Raw genomic sequence first — 21,937 nt, 5'->3', positions numbered from 1 at the left:
TCAGATTAGGTGCTGCCTCATAAAAACAAATAAAATTCAATAAAACAAGTGAAGATTGTTTTTAAGAACTAGTCTTTATTATAAAATTTATGTCATGAAAAAAATATTTATATACTCATTAACAAGCTTAATAATTTCATCTTGTAAGATTAATAGTTTGCCAGCTATAAGTCCATCAGTTATTACGGAGTTTACGTTAAATGATACCGACGACCCTGCAATTTGGGTGAATCCTACAGATGCATCAAAAAGTATTGTTTTCGGTACTGATAAAGAAACTAATGGTGCTATTTATGCATTTGATTTAGATGGGAAGGTAATGGAAAGTAAAACCATTAGAAATATAAAAAGACCAAATAACGTAGATCTTGCATATGGCTTTCAATTAAATGATTCTACGACGGTAGATGTTTTAATGTTTACGGAGCGTGAAAAGAAACAAATAAGGTTGTTTTCGGTACCTGATATGAAACCTTTAGATAATGGTGGTTTTCCTGTTTTTACTGATGAAGCAAATGCTGAATTTCAATTTCCGATGGGAATTAGTTTATATAAGTCTCCAAAAGATGGAGCTATTTATGCGATTGTAGGTCGTAAAGCAGGTCCTCTGGAAAAATATTTATATCAGTATAAATTAGTGACAAATACTTCTGGTAATGTTCAAGTTGAGTTGGTTAGAAAGTTTGGAAATTTTAGTGGTAAAAAAGAAATTGAAGCCATAGCAGTAGATCACGAACTGGGATTTGTTTATTATTCTGATGAGCAACATTGTATAAGAAAATATTATGCAGAGCCAGAAATGGGAAATGAAGAAATTAGTTGTTTCGGTGGTGATTATTTTAAGTCAGACATAGAAGGTATTGCAATTGCTAGATATGATAATGGAGAGGGTTATATAATTGTTTCTGATCAACAAAAAGGGCAGTTTAATGTATTTTCTAGAACAACAAATGAGTTTGTAAAAGCGGTGAACTTATCAACCCTTGAAACGGATGGTTGCGATGTGGTAACAATGCCTTTGAATTCAACTTTTAAAAGTGGCCTTTTTGTAGCTATGAATGATGAGAAAAATTTTTACTTCTACGATTTAGACGTATTAGGCTTAGCGGAGAAAGAGTAAGCTACAATAAGTTAAAAAGTAAAACCCTCTAATAAATAAATATTAGAGGTTTTTTTTGATTTAAAAAGGATTACCATTTCTGATTTCTGAAGTTTTTGTCTTTTGCAAATGCAACAGTTTCAGATAAATAATCTTCTAAATTATATGTTGGTATCGGTAATATGCTTTCTAATAATTTGGTGTCCCATTCATTAGGTTTTGATGTCATGTATGGGTGTAAATGCACGCCAATTGTTTCGTAGTAAAACTGCTCTAGTTTTGAAGAAAAGCCAGTTGATGAATTAATTAATTCATCAGTAAAAGTAAAGTTAGAAAATTCAACTACATTCAAAATTTTAGAAATACCTTTTATCATATTTGTTTCTTTTGAGTGTACAATATTTAATTGTTCAATATCAGAAGAAATAACTTTAGCGATTACTTGTGCGGCATAATCTGTTGGAATAATGTTTAAGCCGGTATCTATGTTACTTGTAATTCTAATAGCATCATCAGAATTATTATTATTAAAAAATTTAGCAAACAGATAAAAAACCATGTACTTCGATATAAAGTAATTGGGGCTTTCATTTATATTTCCACCAAGTACGCTAGGTCTTAATATTTGAATAGGAATATTTTTTTCTTTTCCTGCTTTAAGCAAAAACTTCTCAGAAGCATGCTTTGATGCTTCATAATGGTTTCTATAATCTTCGGTTTCAATAACCGTGTAATCATTATCTATTGTTCCGCCAATATTGCCAGCGGCAAAAGCTGTACTTATATAAACGAACTTTACAATGTGCTTGTAAAAGGCATTGAAAATGTCTTTTGTAAACTGTAAGTTTTCTTTGAAAATTTCTTGTTTTGCATTTGGGTCTGTAGATAAGTTTACAAAGCCAGCAGAATGAATGAAATAATCTACTTTATTATTTTCTAAGAAAGAATCAGGATTTAGTAAATCATCAGCATCAATAACTTTTATTTTATTAAAAATCTCAATTAGATTTTCTTTAATAAAATCGGTAGCAAATTCACTTGAAATTACATTTTTAATACGATCTTCTGGAGAAGTAATTGTTCTTTTACGAACGGGAAGGTAGAGCTTTTCTATAGTATCGAAACGTTGCTCTAAAAGTGAAAATAAAACTCTTGAACCTAAGGTTCCAGTAGCTCCAGTTAAAAGTATATTCATTAATTGTTTGTTGTAAAAACTAAAACCCTTACTTGTATTACTCAAATAAGGATTTTAGATTAAAATATTTATTTTAATTAGTACCTGTAATATTCTGGCTTAAATGGGCCGTCAACAGTTACACCAATATATTCCGCTTGGTAATCTTTCAATTCTGTTAATTCAACTCCCAATCGAGCTAAGTGTAATTTAGCAACTTTTTCATCAAGGTGCTTAGGTAGCATATAAACTTCGTTTTTATATTTATCGCTATGCTTCCAAAGTTCAATTTGTGCTAAAGTTTGGTTTGTAAATGAATTACTCATTACAAAACTAGGGTGGCCAGTTGCACAACCTAAGTTTACTAAACGACCTTCAGCAAGTAAAACGATGTCTACACCATCAATAGTATACTTATCTACTTGAGGTTTAATTTCATCTTTAGTATTGCCATAGTTTTTGTTTAACCATGCCATATCAATTTCATTATCGAAATGTCCAATGTTACAAACGATAACTTTATCTTTCATTGCTTGAAAATGCTCAGCACGGATAATATCTTTGTTACCAGTAGTAGTAATTACAATATCAGCATTACCAACAACAGTTTCTAATTTTTTAACTTCAAAACCATCCATTGCAGCTTGTAAAGCACAAATAGGATCAATTTCAGTAACGGTTACGATAGAGCCGGCACCTTTAAAAGAAGCAGCAGTACCTTTACCAACATCACCATAACCAGCAACTACAACTCTTTTACCAGCTAACATTGTATCTGTAGCTCTTCTGATAGCATCTACAGCACTCTCACGACAACCATATTTGTTATCGAATTTAGATTTTGTAACTGAATCGTTTACGTTAATGGCAGGCATTGGTAGTGTACCATTTTTAACTCTCTCGTACAATCTGTGTACTCCAGTTGTAGTTTCTTCAGATAAACCTTTAATACCTTTTGCAAGTTCAGGGTATTTGTCTAAAACCATATTTGTTAAATCACCACCATCATCTAAAATCATGTTTAATGGCTTGCGATCTTCACCGAAGAATAACGTTTGTTCAATACACCAGTCAAATTCTTCTTCATTCATACCTTTCCAAGCATAAACGGGTACTCCTGCAGCAGCAATTGCAGCAGCAGCTTGATCTTGGGTAGAGAATATATTACAAGAACTCCAAGTAACTTCAGCTCCTAAGGCAACTAAAGTTTCAATAAGTACAGCTGTTTGAATAGTCATGTGTAAACAACCAGCAATACGAGCGCCTTTTAAAGGTTGCTCGTCACCATATTCTTCTCTTAATGACATTAAGCCTGGCATTTCAGCCTCAGCTAAGTTTATTTCTTTTCTTCCCCAATCTGCAAGAGAAATATCTTTTACCTTATTAGGTACATAGGAAACTGTTTTAGTGCTCATATCCTTTTTTATTTTTACTTTCGTTAAATAGCAATTATAGCCACTATAAATTAGTGGCTACAAAGGTACTAAAGCCATGCCTCTTTACAAAACAATAACAGTAACACCTAGCATTACCGTTTATATCTGGAAGATAACGGAGAATGAGGACGAACTTGCAGATGGAATTATATTAACTGATGTATGCGAAAAACGTATGTCGGGTATGAAATCTGAACAACACAGAAAAGGATTTTTAAGTATTCGACATTTATTAGCAACAGCTGGTTATGTAGATCATGATTTATATTATAACGAATTTGGTAAACCTTTTCTGAAAGATGGTAACCATATATCTATTACTCACTCTAATGTTTTTACAGGCATTATTGTTGCGGGTACTGATGAGGTTGGTATTGATATTGAATTACAAAGAGATAAGATTTTAAAAATCGCTCATAAATTCACCCAAATTGAAGAGTATAAAACTTTAGCAAATTCTGATGCTATAATTAGAAAGCTTACTGTTGTTTGGGGAGCTAAGGAATCACTTTATAAGATTTACTCTCAAAAAGGATTAAGTTTTTTACATCATATAGATGTAAAAGAGTTTGGTTTAGAAGAAGGCGAAAGTATTGCCGAAATTTTATATGAAGGTAAAAACTCTTCTTATTCTGTTGATTATATAGAGTTTGAAGGTTATACTTGTGTGTATGCTATAAAATTATAAAATAAATTTATCGAAAATGAATATTTCTGTTGAGCTTACATTATCGCCATTACAAGATACTTTTGAAGAGGTTATAATTAATTTTATAAAAAAATTACGAGCATCAGGCTTAACGGTTTTAGAAAACCCTTTAAGCACTCAAGTTTATGGAGATTATGATAAAGTAATGTCTGTACTTCAGAATGATATTAAAGAAGCTTTTGAGTTGATGGATAATGGAGTTCTTTTTATGAAAATAGTAAAATCAGACAGAAGCGAATATGAGCCCCATTTTTAATTTTCTATTTGAGCAATATTCAACGTACGAAACCTACCATATAGTATTAGAAATAATAGCTGTTGTTTTTGGTTTGTTATCTGTGCTTTTTTCAAAAAAGAATAATATTTTAGTTTACCCTACGGGGATGATAAGCACATCAATTTTTGTTTATTTATTAATTGTTTGGGGGCTACTTGGTGATATGATGATTAATGCTTATTATTTTATAATGAGCATATATGGTTGGTATGTTTGGACACGGAAAAAAGGTGGTGAACAGATAACTCAAATATCAAAAACAACACGAAAAGAGCATCTGATTTCAATAGCCATATTTTTAATAACAATAGTATTCGTATTTATAGTATATCAAATTTTTGATAAATGGACCAGTTGGGTGGCTTATATAGATACTGTAACAACTGCTATATTTTTTGTTGGAATGTGGTTAATGGCTAAACGAAAAGTTGAAAATTGGTTATATTGGATTGTCGGTGATATAATTTCGGTTCCACTATATTTTTATAAAGGTTTTACATTTACAAGTTTACAATATTTAATATTTACAATTATTGCAATTTTTGGTTATTCTGCATGGAAGAAAAATATAAACAAGAGCCCTCAGATATTATAAAGGTAGTTATGTTTGGCCCTGAGTCAACTGGTAAAACAACACTTTCAGGCCAATTGGCACATTATTACAACACTGTTTGGACACCTGAATATGCTCGAGAGTATTTACAAGATAAATGGAACGAAGAAAAAAAAACGTGTGAGCCAAAAGATTTATTGCCAATTGCAGAAGGTCAAATACGATTAGAAAATAAACTTACTAAAAGAGCAAATAAAATTTTGATTTGCGATACCGATTTACTGGAAACCAAAGTATATTCGGAAGCATATTATATAGGGTATTGCGATCCTGTTTTAGAAAAGCATGCATTACAAAATACATACGATTTATACTTCTTAACTTATATAGATATTCCTTGGGAAGAAGATGACTTAAGAGATAAGCCATTAGAAAGAGAACGAATGTTTGAGTATTTTAAAGAAACCTTAGAGAAATATAATCGGAAGTATGTACTTTTAAAAGGAGATAAGAATACGAGATTAAAAACAGCTGTTGAACACATAAATAAATTACTAGCTAAATGACTAAATTTTCAGAAACAGACAAAAAACAATTAGCATCAAAAGGAATTGAAGAAAAAAAGGTTTTAAATCAAATAGAAACTTTTAAAGAAGGTATTCCCTTCGTTAAATTAGAAAGTGCAGCTGTTATAGGGCAAGGCATAGAAAAATTTGATAAAAAGGAAGAACAAGAATTAATAAGCTTTTTTGAAAGCAATAAAGAAAATAAGTCTTTATTGAAATTTGTTCCAGCTTCCGGCGCAGCATCAAGAATGTTTAAAGCATTTTTCAATTTTTTAGATAAGTATAATTCTGAAAAAGAAACTTTAGAGGCTTATTTGGGCAGAACTAATGATTCGGCTATAAAAACATTCAGCGAAGGCTTAAAAAGTTTACCTTTTTATGAAATTATTCAAAAAAGAATAAAAGGTAAGGCTACTACTAAAGGAGAAGAGTTGTATTTGTTTATTGAAGAAATGCTAAGTGAAAAAGGACTTAATTACGGGTTTTTCCCAAAAGGATTATTACCTTTTCATAATTATAAAGATTTTGCATCAACGCCTTTTGAAGAGCATTTAAAAGAAGCGTCGCTTTATGCAAACACAAATAACGAAGCTAATTTGCATTTTACGATTTCTGAGCAGCATGGCGATATGTTTAATGCAGAATTTGACAAAGTAAAAGAGCGTGTGTCGAGTCAAACTAACACATCTTTTAATGTAAGCTACTCATTTCAAAAGCCGCAAACGGATACTATTGCTGTAAATATGGATAATAGTTTGTTTAGAAACTCAGACGATTCGCTTTTGTTTAGACCAGGAGGGCATGGGGCTTTAATTGAAAATTTAAACGAGCAAAATGCAGATGTTATTTTTATCAAGAATATAGATAACGTAGTTACTTCTGATTTGTTGAACGAAGTTTCGGATAGTAAAAAAGTTTTAGCAGGTCTGCTTTTAAAGGTTCAACAAAAGGCATTTAGTTATGCCGCTTTGTTAGAAAAAGGATCAGATGTGAATACACAATCAATTTCTGAAATTAAAGAATTTTTAGAAAATGAATTGAATGCAAAAATATCAGATCACTTTAAAGGGTACTCACAGGCAGAGCAATTAGAGATTTTAAAAGATAAAATAAATAGACCTATTCGTGTCTGTGGAATGGTTAAAAATGAAGGAGAACCAGGTGGAGGTCCTTTTTGGATAAAAGATAAAAAAGATAATATTTCATTGCAAATTATCGAATCTGCTCAAGTCGATGTTTCTAATTCGCAACAAAAAGAGATTTTTAGCAATTCAACTCATTTTAACCCTGTAGATTTAATTTGTGGCGTTAAAAATCATAAAGGAGAAAAATATAATTTATTAAACTTTGTCGATGAAAAACAAGGTTTTATTACTGATAAAACAAAAGATGGAAAAGAATTAAAAGCATTAGAGCTTCCTGGTTTATGGAACGGAGCAATGGCTTTTTGGAATACTATTTTTGTTGAGGTGCCTCTAGTAACTTTTAATCCTGTAAAAACAGTTAATGATTTATTAAAACCTGCACATCAAGTTTCAGAATAAACTGTGCATATATTACTCAATATATAGTTTAAGTATACAATTTTACACACTTTGTGTTTTTAAATTTTAATTGTAAAAACCTAAAAATCAAATACTTATTTTGATTTTTAGGTTTTTTTTTATTTGGCACTATTCTTTCTATATATCAATCAGGAACAAAATTAGATGTCAAATAATTAAAATATAACAACATGAAAAATTTAGTATACGCAACAGCAATTGCAATAGGAAGTTTAGGATCAATGAATGCTGCAATACCAGCACCTATATTTCATGACGGTATAATGGAAGAAATTTTTGCACAAGATTTTTCTGAAATTAAAATAGAAGCATTACCAGAGGCTATTACTGCAGCATTTGAAAAAGATTTTCCGGGAGCAACGATTAAAAAAGCTCATGTAAATGGTGAGGCAGAATATAAATTAGAAGTATCGGTTGAAGGCGGAGAAGGATTAGAACTTTATGCTGATGGAGAAGGTAATTGGTTAGATATGTAAAATAGTATTAGATAGGATTAGTTAGTTTGGTTTAAAAAAAGGTTGCTTCGGCAACCTTTTTTTGTTTTTGAACTTTACAAAAAAAACCGTATCTCATATTTTATGATGAGAGTAGAAACGTTTATTGAAGCTTATCAGGAGGTTTAAAAAGTAGTTAGAGTTATAAATAGGCGGGCATAAAATTAAGTTGCATGTGTTAGACAAATGATAAATCGTTTATTTAAAATACCATTGTAGGTTTTCTGTATTCTTATCAAGCAACGCAGTTATATTTTAATTGTGTAAAATAGTGTTTACCTAGTATACAAAGCCCATAATTAATACACAAGTTTACACATAGTACTAAAATCCCCATATCATTTAAAGTACTGACAGTTAGTTGTTTGTGATTTGCTTAAGCTCTTTTTTTAAGTTGGCATTATATTTTCAATAGATATAATAAGTTTAATATTAATAAACATTTTAAAACACATATATTATGAAAAAAGTAATTTTAGCATCAGTATTTACATTTGTAGGTTTAACAGCATTTGCTCAAGAGAGTGATACAGCAATGAACACTGAAACAGTAGTAGTAGAAGCAACTCAAGATAGTTTTACAGAAGTAGCAAATGATCAATTGCCAGAAGCAGTTACTGCAGCAGTAGGTAAAAACTACCCTACGGCAAGTATCGATAAATCATATGTAAATGATAAAGAGCAATATAAATTAGAGGTTTCTTTAGAAGATGGTACAGCAGGTACTGTTTATGCAGATAAAGAAGGTAATTGGTTAGACATGTAACCTGTTTAATTGAGATAGTTGGTTTAGTTTGATAAAAAAAGGTTGCTTCGGCAACCTTTTTTACGTTTAAAATTTAAATAATTGATTATTCTTTACTTCTTCATATTATGAAAAAATAAGAATTAAGAATTTTTAAGCGTTTATTAATTACACAATTTGTGGCGCTTTTACCCATCATTACACAGTTTAAAATATTTCAAAATTATATTAAACAACTGATAATTAGTTATTTATAATTTATTTAAGCTCTTTTTTTTAGTTGGCATTATATTTTCAATAGATATAATAAGTTTAATATTAATAAACATTTCAAAACACATATATTATGAAAAAAGTAATTTTAGCATCAGTATTTACATTTGTAGGTTTAACAGCATTTGCTCAAGAGAGTGATACAGCAATGAACACTGAAACAGTAGTAGTAGTAGCAACTCAAGATAGTTTTACAGAAGTAGCAAATGATCAATTGCCAGAAGCAGTTACTGCAGCAGTAGGTAAAAACTACCCTACGGCAAGTATCGATAAATCATATGTAAATGATAAAGAGCAATATAAATTAGAGGTTTCTTTAGAAGATGGTACAGCAGGTACTGTTTATGCAGATAAAGAAGGTAATTGGTTAGACATGTAACCTGTTTAATTGAGATTTAGATAGTTGGTTTAGTTTGATAAAAAAAGGTTGCTTCGGCAACCTTTTTTACGTTTAAAAATTAAAAAATTCTTAGAAAAATAAATCAAAAAAATAAACGTTGATAATAGAAACCTGTTATCAACGTTTATTAATTATAAACTGTAAGTATAAATTCTCTTAAGTCTGGAATTATTATATAATGCAAGTGCTATAATTTATACTTAAAATTCAATTTTTTAAAAACATATTATGAAAAAAATATTCATAGCGTCAGTATTTTTATTAACAAGCTTTGTAACCTTTGCTCAAGATAATGAGGTTGAAGCTGAACCGATTGAAGTTGTAGGAACTTCTCAAGATGGTTTTAAAGAAATTATGACAGGAGATTTACCAGAAGCAGTTTTTAAAGCAACTGCAAAAGATTATTCTGCAGCAATAATAACTCAGTCATCTGTAAATGAGAAAGGGCAGTATAAGCTAGAGCTTTTTAATGAAGGTGGTACATCATCATATATTGTATATGTAGATAAAAATGGTAAGTGGTTAAATATGTAAATTACTTAATTATAAAATAGATAATTGACTTAGTTCAATTTAAAAAAAGGTTGCTTCGGCAACCTTTTTTAGTATACTATTTTTAAGGTAATAATAGTATAGAGCAATAAAAGAAATAAAGTTCTTAATTATGTTTCTTTATTACACACATCATAGCGTCTTTACCCAAATTTATACAAAATCATTTTTCATTAAATTGTTGTAAGTTGTTGATTTTTAGCATTATATGTTTATTTGGTATTGTTTTAAGCAAGCGGCATTATATTTTCTATAGGTATAATAAGTTTAATACTAATAATCATTAAAACATATATATCATGAAAAAGTTATTTTTAGCATCAGTATTTACATTAGTAGGTTTAACAGCATTTGCTCAAGAGAGCGAAATAGCAATGATATCAACAGAAGTTATTGAGGATACTCAAGATAATTTCTCAGAAATAATGGCAGAAGCTTTGCCACAAGCAGTAGTTGAAGCAGTTGCAAAAGATTTTGGAACAGCAACAATTAATAAAGCATACGTAAACGAAGAAATGCAGTATAAATTAGAACTTTCAAGTGAAGATGGTTCAGCAAGTACTGTTTACGCAGATGAAGAAGGAAATTGGATAGAACTATAATAAACCCAGTTTTTTGATTTGTATCAAGTTGGTTTGTTTGTAAGGGAGCGTTTTTACGCTCCCTTTTTTTTTAAGATAATTTTAAAGTATGAAAGCAATCTTAAAAGTAGTTTCTTTGCGTAAGTATAGTACAACCTAATTATATGCCGAAAATTCTAATTATTGAAGACGATGCTGCTTTTTGTCAAATGTTACAAAAGTTTTTGACGAAGAAAGAATTTGAAGTTATCATAAGCTTCAATGCAGAAGAAGGAAAGAAGAAATTTAAAAATGATACATTTGATTTAGTAATAACAGATTTAAGATTGCCGAATTACGACGGCATTCAGTTATTATCAGAAATCAAGGCTATAAACCCAAAAACACCAGTTATTGTTATGACTGGTTATGCAGAAGTTAGCTCGGCTGTAAATGCAATGAAAAAAGGGGCTTTCGATTATATATCTAAGCCTTTTACTCCTGAGGAAATTGTTATGGTAATTAACAATGCTTTAGAGCAAAAAAACACTTCTTTGGATGGGCTAAAATCAACACCTACAGTAAAAGAAAAGCAAAGCCATAAAGAAGAAAACAAGGCGGTTCAATCTGGATCTATTTCTGGTATTAGTGATGCTTCGAAAAAATTAAACGAATATATCAAATTGGTAGCGCCAACTGATATGTCAATTTTAATTACAGGTGAAAGTGGAACAGGAAAAGAAGTTACCGCTAAGGCAATACATGATAATAGTAAAAGAAAAGATTTTAATTTTATAGCAGTAGATTGTGGAGCTATACCAAAAGAAATTGCTACAAGCGAATTTTTTGGGCATGTTAAAGGTAGTTTTACAGGGGCAATTGAAGATAAAATTGGACATTTTGAAGCTGCGAATAAAGGGACCTTATTTTTAGATGAAATAGGAAACCTTTCTTACGAAAATCAAATACAATTATTAAGAGCATTACAAGAAAGAAAAATTAAACGTGTAGGTAGTACAAAAGAAATAAGTGTTGATGTTCGCGTAATTACAGCTACAAATGAAGATTTAATTGATGCTGTAGAAAAAGGTACTTTCAGAGAAGATTTATATCACCGAATAAATGAATTTTCGATTGAAACACCTTCTTTACAAGAACGTTCAGAAGACCTGATTTTATTTGCAGACTTCTTTTTAGATAAAGCGAACAAATCATTAGATAAAAAAGTATTAGGCTTATCTGACGAAACCGAAGCTGTATTTAGAAAATACCACTGGCCTGGTAATTTAAGAGAACTTCAAAACGTAATAAAACGATCTGTACTTTTAACAAATGGAGATTATATAGATACGATTGTTTTACCTAAGGAGCTTTTTGAGCCTAGCAAAAAAGTAGTCGGAGAAAATTTCTCGAAAGACGCCTATGAAAAAGAGCAAATTTTGAGAGCATTAAAAGAAACAAATTTCAATAAATCTAAAGCGGCTAAACTGTTACAAATAACTCGTAAAACTCTTTATAATAAAATTAACCATTATAATCTGGATTTATAATTTGATTAGTATTTAAAGCTAGTTTTAGTGCTATAATACTATTTTCAACCTTTCTAAATTTTGTCTTAATCTCTTTGTCTGTTAGTTCATCTTCTTTTAAGGTTTCAAACTGTTCAAGCGTTGGTATAATTTCGTTTGCTTGTAGCTGTCTGAACATTGGTAGCATTCTGTGAGTAACTGAATTTATCGTTTTTAAATCTTTAGTTCGTGTAGCGTTTTTTAATTGTGTAACGTTAGTTTCTGTATCTATTAAAAAAGTATTAATAACGTCCTTTACACCATCATCGTTATCTCCTAAAAATGAAGATATAGTATCTAAGCTATAAAGCGATGAAATTATATTTTTTGTAACAATTTTACTTTTGTTTTCAACATTCAGTGCCTTTTCGGGGAACAATGTACTTAACTCATCTAAGAAAATATCTTTAGAAAATGGCTTTTGTAGTGTACTTGTAAAACCGGCTTTATAATACGTTTCTTGGCTAAGATCTTTTCTGCCTGTCATCGCTAAAATTGGCTGGTTCTTATAATGTTTATAATTGCCGCTTTTTAAATGTTTTAAAACCTCAAAGCCATCAATAGTGGGCATTTGTATATCCGTTAAAACTACATCATATTTTAAATTTTTAGTTTTGTCAATCTCATTAAAATCAGAGAAACTTATGGCTTCGATATGTAGTGTTTCGCATACTTCTTTCAGTAAACGTAGCATAGCAGTATCATCGTCAATTAATAAAATTGATAAGCCTGGTTTTATAAATGAAACTAATTTTTTCTTTTTTATAATAGTTTTGTTTTCTGAAACAGCTAAAGGAATTTGAAGAGTAAAGGTGCTCCCTTTATCTTTTTCACTTTTTAATTTTAAAGAACCGTTTAATAATTCAGCAAGTTTTTTTGAAATGGTTAATCCTAATCCGTAACCACCATATTTCTTTTCAGTACTATCATCTGCCTGCGTAAATTCTTTAAAAATATGTTGCTGTTTTTCTTTTTCAATACCTATTCCTGAATCTATAACAGCTATTTTGGTTTGGTATTTTTTATGTTGATCTATTTCTACAGAGGCAATTACCTTAATACTCCCTTCGTGGGTAAATTTGTAAGCATTGCTTATTAAATTAGTTAATACCTGTCTTATTCTAAACGGATCGCCAATTACAGCTTGGTCAAGCTTATCATCTATTTGAATAATAAGTTCAATATTTTTTTTCTTATTAATTTCTTGAAGGTTAGATGATGTTTCTTCAATCAAATCAGATAAAATAAACGGAATATTCTCAATCTTTAATTTTCCAGCTTCGAGCTTAGAAAAATCTAATAGGTCATTTACTAAACTATCTACATACTTTGCTGCAGATTTTACATTTCGTAAATAACCAACCTGTTTACCCGTAAGGCCAGTGTTTTCCATTAATTCAGAGTACCCTGTAATGGTGTTTAATGGCGTTCGTAAATCGTGACTCACAGTCGATATCAATTGCTCTCTACTTTTTAATAAAGATTCAGAGTATTTTTTTTCCTCCTCTAAATTCTGACGGTATGTTTGTACACGCCAATAATCGCGAGTTATTAGAAAAGTAAATATACCAACCACAATAAAGCCGAGTAGAGCAGCAATACCAGCCAAGCGCGTACTTCTGTTTAAAATATCTTCTCTTTTTTGATTGTCGTTGTAAGTAGCATTTATTACTTCTTGTTCAAAGGCGGAAATAATTCTGCGTAATTGTTGTGATAAATCAAGATCGTTTTTATTGATTTCCATTTCTTTTTCTGCAAGTGAGCGTTGCGTGAGTGCGTCTTTATTTTTTGCTTCTGTTAAAATCTTTTTAGAAACCTGTAAAATAGAATCTATGTTTTTTGTGTTGGGGTTAGTTTTATTATTGCTGGGTACATTCGCATTTAGTAATGCAACCCAATCTTCAAGAACCTTACGCTCGTATTCAGGTAATTTTTGTGGAGTTGGGTTAAAATCATAGATGGATATTTTCTCAAAAGAAGCCTCCATCTTTAAGAATTTATTTAAGGCAGCGTCAAGCGAACTATTAGCATCATTCTTTAGTTTAAGTCTTCTTAATTCTTCGTTGTTATATGTTTTCTGTTTTAATAAATATTGAACGCTATCTAATAATTTAGTCTGATAAGGGTTAAATATAACTTGCTTTAAAGAGTCTATTTCGACAGAAACAGAATCTATTTTTTGAGCATAAGCAGTAAAATTTTCTTTAGTTTTTGTCTGTAATGCTAATTTAGATAAGCTTTCCGCTTCATATAGTTGTGTAAGCAAAGAGCCTGTTCTAATAAGCTTTGTATCGTTTTTGCTTGATGTGTCTGTAACTAAGTAGCTCTTTACTTCTGCAAGTATAAAAATACCAGCAATTAATGCTAGGCCGCCTAAAATAAGGTAACTCAGTATAATTCGAAGCGTAAATTTATTTTTTGATTTATTCTTTTCCATACATTATAGCTACTAATATACTTACGTTTTTTTTATAAACATAGTTGGCAGTGTAATGTTAATTATATGTTGTGGATATTTCTTTTTTTTAATAAAAAAGGGAGCGTTTTTTATTTTCTGTTATTTAGTATTCAAATTAATAAATACGATAGTATATTTGCGGTATCTCAAAGGGGTGCCGAATTCTATTTAAGAATAAAGCTGAGATTATACCCAATGAACCTGGGCGGGTAATGCTGCCAAGGGACGCGTAAATCGCCATTAGGAACGTTTAGGTTTCTTGTTATGCTAATATTTTGCAGAACAAAACCTAGAAAATCAATTACAAACAGGAATAATTACCCCTTTTATTCGTCACTTAATTTATAGTACGAATGAAAATTGTATGTACAGTATTTGCCATTTTATGTGTCGCAATAAACGCGAATTCACAACAGCAAAAACCAACTGATTCTTTAGAAGGAAAAAAAGTGGTTTTAGATGAGGTTTTTGTCTCAGCGATTAGAGTAACAAAAGAGACTCCTGTTACCTTTTCAAATTTAACGAAAGAACAAATCAAGCCAAGAAATTTAGGGCAAGATATTCCTATTTTAATGAACTTTTTACCATCTGTAGTTACAACGTCAGATGCTGGCGCAGGTGTAGGTTACACAGGTATTCGGGTTCGTGGTAGTGATGCTACGCGAGTTAATGTTACTATTAACGGTATACCATACAATGATGCAGAATCTCAAGGTACTTTTTGGGTGAACATGCCAGATTTTGCTTCATCTGTAGAGAGTTTACAATTGCAACGTGGTGTAGGTACATCAACAAATGGTGCAGGTGCTTTTGGTGCTAGTTTAAATTTGTTAACAGATGGTTTTTCAGAAGATCCTTATGCTCAAATTTCTTCTTCAATTGGTAGCTTCAATACCTTAAAAAACACATTAAAGTTTAGTACAGGTTTATTAAACGACCATATAGAAGTTTCAGGTAGGTTATCAAAAATTGACTCAGACGGATATGTTGATAGAGCTTTCTCTGATTTAAAATCTTATTTTTTACAAGCTGCTTATAAAGATGAAAATACTTTAATTAAAGCATTGCAGTTCGGGGGCCATGAAATTACGTATCAATCTTGGTTCGGAATAGAAGCTTCGCAATTAGAAACAGATAGAACAGCAAATCCATATACATACGAAAATGAGGTTGATAATTATAAACAAGACCATTCTCAGTTGTTGTGGAATCAAAAATTAAATAAATTTTGGAGTACTAATTTAGCATTTCATTATACCAGAGGACGTGGATATTTTGAGCAATATAAAGAAGAAGACGATTTTGAAACATATGGTTTTGAACCAATTACTGTAAATGGAGAAGATGTGAATACTACAGATATTATTCGTAGACGTTGGTTAGATAATCACTTCTATGGAACTGTTTTTTCTGCAAATTATGTAAATGAAAATTTAGATCTAATTTTTGGTGGAGGTTGGAATAAGTATGAAAACACGCATTATGGCGAAGTTATTTGGGCGCGTTATGCAAGCTTAAGTGAAATTAGAGATCGTTATTATGAAAATAACTCAACAAAAACAGATTTTAATTTTTACACGAAAGTAAATTATAAGTTAAATGATAAATGGAGTCTTTTTGGAGATTTACAATATAGATCAGTTAATTACAAAGCTAATGGTGATGAAACAGGTTTAGTTGATGATACTTTTGATTTTTTTAACCCGAAAGCAGGAATTACATTAGATGTAAATAAAAATAATAACCTTTATTTTTCTTATGCCGTTGCAAATAGAGAACCTAATAGAACAGATTACGAAAGTGGCTCGCCCAAACCAGAAAGGTTAAATGATTTTGAGTTAGGTTGGCGTTACGTTTCTCAAAACACACAGATTAATACTAACGTATATTACATGAAATATAAAGATCAGTTAGTGTTAACAGGTAATATAGATGATGTTGGTAATTATTTAAGAGCAAATGTACCTGATAGCTATAGATTAGGTCTTGAAATTGATGCGAATATTAGTGTCAGCGAAAAATTTAAAATAACACCAAATATAGCATTGAGTACGAATAAAATTGAAGATTTTATATTGGATAGAGATGGTGTTATAAGTAATATAGGAGATACAAATATAGCTTTCTCTCCTTCATTTATTGCAGGTAATATTTTAACCTATAAACTGCTAGAAAATTTAAGTTTTTCATTGTTGTCCAAATATGTAGGCGAGCAATATTTAAGTAATACAGATACGGAAGCTTCTAAGTTAGATGCTTACTTTACAAACGATTTTAATGTTACTTATGAAATTAAAACAAACTCTATTTTCAAATCAATTGTTTTGTCAGGTTTGGTAAATAATATTTTTAATGAAGAGTATGAATCAAACGGGTATACCTATTTAAATTTTTGGGAAGGTCCAACATCCTTTGAGGTACAAGGGTACTATCCACAAGCAGGAACAAACTTCTTGTTAGGTGCAACATTAAACTTTTAAAAACTTAGCTTATAAGTTTGTATTATTGAAGGGTTTCTTTTTTAGAAACCCTTTTTTTATTTCCTTATTTTAGTACTCAAATTTATGATAGTTGAATAATATGGAAGATAGAAAGCTTTTGCGTTGGGGAATTATAGGATGTGGAGCAGTAACAGAAGTTAAAAGTGGTCCAGCCTATCAACTTACAAAAGGTTTTAGTTTAGATGCTGTAATGCGTAGAAATGCTGAAAAGGCAGAGGGTTTTGCTAAAAGACATAATGTTCCAAAATTTTATTCAGAAGCTGAAAGTTTGATAAATGATCCAAACATTGATGCTGTTTACATAGCAACACCACCCGATACGCACAAGCAGTATGGCTTGTTGGTAGCAGCGGCTGGTAAACCATGTTGTATTGAAAAACCATTAGCGCCATCTTACGAGGATGGTTTGGCGATTGTAGAAGCTTTTAAAAGGCAAAACACACCTTTGTTTGTAGCTTATTACCGGAGATCATTGCCTCGCTTTTTACAAGTTGAAAAGTGGTTAAAAGAAAGTGAAATAGGGGTGGTAAGGCATATAAGTTGGAATTTTTCTAAACCAGCTAATGAGATTGATTTGAGCGGGGAGTACAACTGGCGTACAGATGCTAAAATTGCTCCGGGAGGTTATTTTGATGACTTAGCAAGTCATGGGTTAGACTTGTTCGCTTATTTATTAGGTAATTTTGAAAAAGTAAATGGCTTTAGTACAAACCAACAAGGTTTGTATACTGCTAAAGATGCGATAACATCTTGTTGGATTCATGAAAATGGAGTAACGGGGCAAGGTAGCTGGAATTTTGGTAGTTTAAAAAGAGAAGATAGAGTCGAAATATTAGGTAGTAGAGGTAAAATAAGTTTTCCTGTTTTTGCTGAAAAAGATGTTGTTTTAGATAATAATAGTGGCGTTAAAAGTCTTTTTATTGAAAACCCAAAACATGTACAGGAGTTTCATGTAAATAATTTAAAAGCTGATCTTTTAGAAGGTGTTAAACATCCATCAACTGGTGAAACTGCTTTACATACAGCTTGGGTAATGGATAAAATACTACGCTAATATATGCCAGAAATTAAATTAGAAACTCGAATTGTATTACCTATTGATAGGGTTTTTGATTTAATAAGAAATGTTGATCTTCTATAAGTTATCAACATCAAAAACTAATGAAACAGCAATAGCAGGGAAGACTTCTGGTTTAATAAGTTTGGGAGAATCTGTTACATGGCGAGCGAAGCATTTTGGTGTGTATCAAAATTTAACATCTAAAATAACAGTATTCGAAAAGCCAGATTATTTTGTAGATGAAATGGTTTCAGGAGCATTTAATTCTTTCAAACATGAGCATATTTTTGAAGATAAAGGCGGTTTTACTTTAATGATTGATGTATTTCATTATGAAGCACCTTTGGGAATTTTAGGTAAACTTGCAAATATTCTTTTCCTAAAAAAATATATGATCAAATTTCTAACTCAAAAAAATATAGCATTAAAAGAGATTGCGGAGAATGGTACTGTTAATCAATTTTTAGAAACTTAATTCGTAATTGAAATTATATTGCCTGAAGTAGTAACCGTGTATTCTAACATGTTATAGAATCGAGTGTCATCTTCAGGGCTATTTAGTAATTGGCCAGTAAATAATGAATAATTATAATCTTCACATTCGCAGGTTACAGAGTTTCTGCTAGAGTCTAATGACATAGTAGAGCACTCGTTAGGTGTATGGTTAGGGCAGCTTGCTTCAAAAGCTCTAAACCCACTAAAAGATGATAGTGTTTTAATTACAAAAATACCACGAGTTCCTGCTTGTTCATTTGATATATAGATAGCGCTACCTTCATTAGTTAGTCCGCTATATAAGGGAAGATTTGTATTAATATCAAACCTAAAATTAAACTCTTGTAAATATGGATTCCTATTGGTAGAATTTTTACTGCAAGAAAAAATAAATACCATTAAAAAAAGACCTAATAATCTGTACATAACACCTCTGTATTTTAATATACCCATCACAAAGTTGAACAAAAAAAATGTATATTTGTCATAAATCCTCTATAAAAAAGAGGATTTTCTTATTTTACAAATTGTTATAATTATGAGTACAACATCTTATTATACAGCAGAAGGATTAAAGAAGTTAAGAGACGAACTTAATCAACTTAAAGATATAGAACGCCCGAAGGCATCTAGAGACATTGCTGAAGCTAGAGATAAAGGAGATTTATCTGAAAATGCTGAATATGATGCAGCTAAAGAGGCTCAAGGTCTTTTAGAACTTAGAATTTCTAAGCTAGAAGATGTATATGCAAATGCAAGATTAATTGATGAATCTCAATTAGATACATCTAAAGTTTTGGTGCTTTCTACAGTAAAGCTTAAAAACCAAAACAATGGAATGGAAATGAAATATACTTTGGTAGCAGAAAGTGAAGCAGATTTAAAAACCAGTAAAATTTCTGTAAACTCCCCAATCGGTAAAGGTTTGTTAGGTAAAAAAGTAGGTGATACAGCTGAAATTACAATACCTAATGGAGTTTTAAAACTTGAGATTATTGAAATTACAAGAGCGTAGTTATTTTTTAGTAAAGTATTTACCTTATCTTAAGTGTTTAATTTAATTTTATTGAATGTTTGAATTAGCGTATCGCTCTGTAGCGAAAAATAATATTAGCAAACAGGATATTTCTGATATTTTAGAGAGTGCTAATAAATTCAATTTAGATAATAAAATTACAGGTTGTTTGGTGTTTTATGATAACTATTTTATTCAAATTTTAGAAGGAGACAGAAAAAAAGTAAAAGATATTTTTTCTAAAATAGCCAAAGATCCTAGACATTATAGTGTCAAAATTCTTTCAGAAGGATTAAAAGAAGAGCGTTTTTTTCCAGAATGGAATATGGCATACGCCAATTTTGATAAGGGTGAAAATGCGAATGAAGAAGTTAAAAGTTATGCAAATAATTTAATACTACTTTCAGAATTTACCGAGAAACCAACAACTACTTTAATGATGTTTTGGGCGGGGATAAGTAGAATTATCAAAAGCCCTGTTTAGCTAATTATTTATTTTTAATAAAAACAGTATTTGCATTATGGCTACAATTTTCACTAAAATTATATCGGGCGAAATCCCATGTTATAAAATTGCAGAAGACGATAATTTTTTTGCTTTTTTAGATATCAATCCTAACGCAAAAGGGCATACACTTTGTGTTCCAAAAAAGGAAGTGAATAAAATTTTAGATCTTGATGAGGCTACATATATGGCTTTAATGGCTTTCTCAAGAAAAGTTGGTAAGGCATTAGAAAAAGCTATTGAGTGCAAGCGTGTAGGTATGACTGTAATTGGTTTAGAAGTGCCACATGTACATGTGCATTTAATACCTTTAAATGAAATGAAAGATGCAACTTTTCAGTCTAAAGTTTCATTTACAGAAGAAGAATTTATCGCTATTGCAGACAAAATTAAAGCGGAATTAAATCAAGGAATGTAATCCTTTAAAAAAGATTTTCTTTATTTAAAACGATATAAAATCCAGCAGCAATAATAAATATTGCTATTAATACAAGAATATAAAATAAGCTCGTATACTTAGTTGCACTTTTTTGCGGAATAGCGGTTTTTTGATAATATTCGAAAACACGTTCAATATCCGGCGTCCAAGTAACAGGGTAAATAAGTGTAAAGCACTTTTTACATTTTATTTCAGAGCTAACTTCGTTGGTGACTTTGTGAACAAACTTACCATGTGAGTGTTTTTGGTAAAAAGATAATTTTAGTTCTTGATTAAAGCATTCGGGGCAATTATTCGTTAATTCTGCCTCTTTTATCACTTCCATTATAATCTTCGCCATAACTTATGAGTTTATTTTAAAAGACATTTTCATTATAGTACCTTCTTTACTAGAAGAAAGAACTTTGATTTTTCCTTTATGATACTCTTCTACAATTCTTTTGACTAAAGAAAGGCCTAGTCCCCAACCTCTTTTTTTAGAAGTAAAACCAGGATTAAAAATAGTGTCAAAGTTGCGTTTTAATATACCTTGTCCTGTGTCAGACACCAAAATTACGGCATTATTACCTTCTTTTAAAATTTCTACACTAATACTTCCTTTGCCACGCATGGCGTCAATGCCGTTTTTAACAAGGTTTTCAATAGTCCATTGATACAGAGGTTTATTTAATAATACAGGGATTTCATCAATTCTACTGTCTATTGAAAAAAGAATGAGTTTAGAACTTCTGTTTTTTAAATACTCAAAAGCATTTTGTGTTTCGGCAACAATATTTGTTTCTTTTAAAACAGGTAGTGATCCAATTTTAGAAAAACGTTCTGTAATAATTTCTAATCTAGAAATATCCTTTTCAATTTCAGAAGTTATATTTGGATTTACATTTTCAGCCTTCAAAAGCTCATTCCAGCCTAATAAAGATGTTAATGGTGTACCTATTTGGTGAGCAGTTTCTTTTGCCATACCAGCCCAAAGCTTGTTCTGCTCTGATGATTTATTGATCTTAAAAAAGAAATAAATAACCGCAGCAAAAAGGAATATAATTAAAAGTAGAGCAATAGGGTAATATTTTAATTTATTTAAAACTTCAGAATTTCCATAATATAAAGTAGCAAGCTCTTCTCCTTTATAATCTATTTTTATAGGTGTATTTTCGCTTTCAAACTTTTCAATTTTACTTTTAACAACCACAGTATCCGTTGCAAATTCTTTAGGCATGTTGCTAACTTTAATAGCTCCATCCCTATTTACTAGAATCATAGGTGTAGTAGTGTTATTTTGAAAAATTTTTAAAGGTAGATTTCCAGGGTCAGCATCTGCAGGTAGCGATTGTAATTCTACAAGGGCACTTGCCCAAATTTCTACTTTATTACGTTCTTCTTCTTTAAATTTTTTAAAAAAGCTATTGGTGTTCCAAAGTATCAAACTCACTATAGCAAATGATGCTACTTGAAGAATAATAGTTGTGGTTTTTTTCTCTGGGTTAAAGTTCATC

General features: G+C 30.6%; 24 protein-coding genes. 18 read left to right on the top strand and 6 right to left on the bottom strand.

What is annotated here, in order from left to right; translation table 11 throughout:
* Positions 1-94 precede the first annotated feature (94 nt).
* The gene (locus tag H0I23_RS12605) at positions 95-1,120 is read left to right on the top strand and encodes a phytase (RefSeq protein WP_216783650.1); all 1,026 of its coding nucleotides are present in this window, start codon (positions 95-97) and stop codon (positions 1,118-1,120) included.
* 70 nt (positions 1,121-1,190) lie between these two features.
* On the opposite strand, the gene H0I23_RS12600 is transcribed toward H0I23_RS12605, so the two are convergent.
* Together H0I23_RS12600 and ahcY are read right to left on the bottom strand one after the other, a co-directional pair.
* Positions 1,191-2,294 carry an SDR family oxidoreductase gene (locus H0I23_RS12600; RefSeq protein WP_216783649.1) on the bottom strand — a complete coding sequence of 368 codons (1,104 nt, stop codon included), beginning with the start codon at positions 2,292-2,294 and terminating at the stop codon, positions 1,191-1,193.
* Between the two features lie 77 nt (positions 2,295-2,371).
* Positions 2,372-3,688: an adenosylhomocysteinase gene (gene ahcY, locus H0I23_RS12595; RefSeq protein ID WP_216783648.1), complete on the bottom strand. Its 1,317-nt coding sequence runs from the start codon at positions 3,686-3,688 to the stop codon at positions 2,372-2,374.
* A 76-nt stretch (positions 3,689-3,764) separates the two neighbouring features.
* Here ahcY and H0I23_RS12590 point away from each other — a divergent pair, with 76 nt between their 5' ends.
* From H0I23_RS12590 to H0I23_RS12540, 11 genes are all read left to right on the top strand, one after another.
* On the top strand, positions 3,765-4,397 hold the full coding sequence (locus H0I23_RS12590) for a 4'-phosphopantetheinyl transferase superfamily protein (protein WP_216783647.1): 633 nt from the start codon (positions 3,765-3,767) through the stop codon (positions 4,395-4,397).
* Between the two features lie 16 nt (positions 4,398-4,413).
* Complete coding sequence (locus H0I23_RS12585) at positions 4,414-4,674, top strand: thiamine-binding protein (protein ID WP_216783646.1); 261 nt, start codon at positions 4,414-4,416, stop codon at positions 4,672-4,674.
* Positions 4,658-5,290, top strand: coding sequence for a nicotinamide riboside transporter PnuC (gene pnuC / locus H0I23_RS12580; RefSeq protein WP_216783645.1), 633 nt, complete (start codon positions 4,658-4,660; stop codon positions 5,288-5,290). The genes H0I23_RS12585 and pnuC overlap by 17 nt, the downstream gene beginning before the upstream one ends.
* Positions 5,251-5,814 carry an AAA family ATPase gene (locus H0I23_RS12575; protein ID WP_216783644.1) on the top strand — a complete coding sequence of 188 codons (564 nt, stop codon included), beginning with the start codon at positions 5,251-5,253 and terminating at the stop codon, positions 5,812-5,814. The genes pnuC and H0I23_RS12575 overlap by 40 nt, the downstream gene beginning before the upstream one ends.
* On the top strand, positions 5,811-7,358 hold the full coding sequence (locus tag H0I23_RS12570) for a DUF4301 family protein (protein WP_216783643.1): 1,548 nt from the start codon (positions 5,811-5,813) through the stop codon (positions 7,356-7,358). The genes H0I23_RS12575 and H0I23_RS12570 overlap by 4 nt, the downstream gene beginning before the upstream one ends.
* 191 nt (positions 7,359-7,549) lie before the next feature.
* Complete coding sequence (locus H0I23_RS12565) at positions 7,550-7,855, top strand: hypothetical protein (RefSeq protein WP_216783642.1); 306 nt, start codon at positions 7,550-7,552, stop codon at positions 7,853-7,855.
* Between the two features lie 478 nt (positions 7,856-8,333).
* On the top strand, positions 8,334-8,639 hold the full coding sequence (locus H0I23_RS12560; RefSeq protein WP_216783641.1) for a hypothetical protein: 306 nt from the start codon (positions 8,334-8,336) through the stop codon (positions 8,637-8,639).
* Positions 8,640-8,964: 325 nt separating this feature from the next.
* On the top strand, positions 8,965-9,270 hold the full coding sequence (locus H0I23_RS12555) for a hypothetical protein (RefSeq protein ID WP_216783640.1): 306 nt from the start codon (positions 8,965-8,967) through the stop codon (positions 9,268-9,270).
* A 249-nt stretch (positions 9,271-9,519) separates the two neighbouring features.
* Positions 9,520-9,825, top strand: a complete 306-nt coding sequence (locus H0I23_RS12550) for a hypothetical protein (RefSeq protein WP_216783639.1) — start codon at positions 9,520-9,522, stop codon at positions 9,823-9,825.
* A gap of 317 nt (positions 9,826-10,142) precedes the next feature.
* A complete protein-coding gene (locus tag H0I23_RS12545; RefSeq protein WP_216783638.1) occupies positions 10,143-10,445 on the top strand; it encodes a hypothetical protein in 303 nt (100 codons plus the stop codon).
* A 143-nt stretch (positions 10,446-10,588) separates the two neighbouring features.
* The gene (locus H0I23_RS12540; RefSeq protein ID WP_216783637.1) at positions 10,589-11,953 is read left to right on the top strand and encodes a sigma-54 dependent transcriptional regulator; all 1,365 of its coding nucleotides are present in this window, start codon (positions 10,589-10,591) and stop codon (positions 11,951-11,953) included.
* Here the strand turns inward: H0I23_RS12540 and H0I23_RS12535 are convergent.
* Positions 11,928-14,408: an ATP-binding protein gene (locus H0I23_RS12535; RefSeq protein ID WP_216783636.1), complete on the bottom strand. Its 2,481-nt coding sequence runs from the start codon at positions 14,406-14,408 to the stop codon at positions 11,928-11,930. The two genes, H0I23_RS12540 and H0I23_RS12535, sit on opposite strands and share 26 nt — an antisense overlap.
* Positions 14,409-14,782: 374 nt before the next feature.
* Between H0I23_RS12535 and H0I23_RS12530 the strand changes: the two genes are divergently transcribed.
* The 3 genes from H0I23_RS12530 to H0I23_RS12520 all read left to right on the top strand — a co-directional run bounded on the left by H0I23_RS12530 (position 14,783) and on the right by H0I23_RS12520 (position 18,465).
* On the top strand, positions 14,783-16,909 hold the full coding sequence (locus tag H0I23_RS12530; protein ID WP_216783635.1) for a TonB-dependent receptor: 2,127 nt from the start codon (positions 14,783-14,785) through the stop codon (positions 16,907-16,909).
* Between the two features lie 100 nt (positions 16,910-17,009).
* On the top strand, positions 17,010-17,984 hold the full coding sequence (locus H0I23_RS12525) for a Gfo/Idh/MocA family protein (protein ID WP_216783634.1): 975 nt from the start codon (positions 17,010-17,012) through the stop codon (positions 17,982-17,984).
* A gap of 70 nt (positions 17,985-18,054) precedes the next feature.
* The gene (locus tag H0I23_RS12520) at positions 18,055-18,465 is read left to right on the top strand and encodes a cell division protein (protein ID WP_371736633.1); all 411 of its coding nucleotides are present in this window, start codon (positions 18,055-18,057) and stop codon (positions 18,463-18,465) included.
* Here the strand turns inward: H0I23_RS12520 and H0I23_RS12515 are convergent.
* Positions 18,462-18,911, bottom strand: coding sequence for a hypothetical protein (locus H0I23_RS12515; RefSeq protein ID WP_216783633.1), 450 nt, complete (start codon positions 18,909-18,911; stop codon positions 18,462-18,464). The genes H0I23_RS12520 and H0I23_RS12515 overlap by 4 nt on opposite strands.
* A gap of 112 nt (positions 18,912-19,023) precedes the next feature.
* On the opposite strand from H0I23_RS12515, the gene greA reads away from it, so the two are divergent.
* The 3 genes from greA to H0I23_RS12500 are packed head-to-tail and all read left to right on the top strand — an operon-like array spanning position 19,024 to position 20,423.
* Positions 19,024-19,500: a transcription elongation factor GreA gene (greA, locus tag H0I23_RS12510; protein ID WP_216783632.1), complete on the top strand. Its 477-nt coding sequence runs from the start codon at positions 19,024-19,026 to the stop codon at positions 19,498-19,500.
* A gap of 55 nt (positions 19,501-19,555) precedes the next feature.
* Positions 19,556-19,984 carry a BLUF domain-containing protein gene (locus H0I23_RS12505; protein WP_216783631.1) on the top strand — a complete coding sequence of 143 codons (429 nt, stop codon included), beginning with the start codon at positions 19,556-19,558 and terminating at the stop codon, positions 19,982-19,984.
* Between the two features lie 37 nt (positions 19,985-20,021).
* The gene (locus H0I23_RS12500; protein ID WP_216783630.1) at positions 20,022-20,423 is read left to right on the top strand and encodes an HIT family protein; all 402 of its coding nucleotides are present in this window, start codon (positions 20,022-20,024) and stop codon (positions 20,421-20,423) included.
* 4 nt (positions 20,424-20,427) lie between these two features.
* Here the strand turns inward: H0I23_RS12500 and H0I23_RS12495 are convergent, their stop codons facing one another.
* Together H0I23_RS12495 and H0I23_RS12490 are read right to left on the bottom strand one after the other, a co-directional pair.
* Positions 20,428-20,784 (bottom strand): hypothetical protein, encoded by a 357-nt coding sequence (locus H0I23_RS12495; protein ID WP_216783629.1) that lies wholly within the window; start codon positions 20,782-20,784, stop codon positions 20,428-20,430.
* A 3-nt stretch (positions 20,785-20,787) separates the two neighbouring features.
* Complete coding sequence (locus tag H0I23_RS12490) at positions 20,788-21,936, bottom strand: HAMP domain-containing sensor histidine kinase (RefSeq protein WP_216783628.1); 1,149 nt, start codon at positions 21,934-21,936, stop codon at positions 20,788-20,790.
* Position 21,937: the final 1 nt, after the last annotated feature.

The organism is Cellulophaga sp. HaHaR_3_176 (assembly GCF_019021925.1).
Lineage (GTDB): Bacteria > Bacteroidota > Bacteroidia > Flavobacteriales > Flavobacteriaceae > Cellulophaga.
Note: the sequence above shows the minus strand (reverse complement) of the source record. Positions and strands in the feature narration are given on the sequence as shown.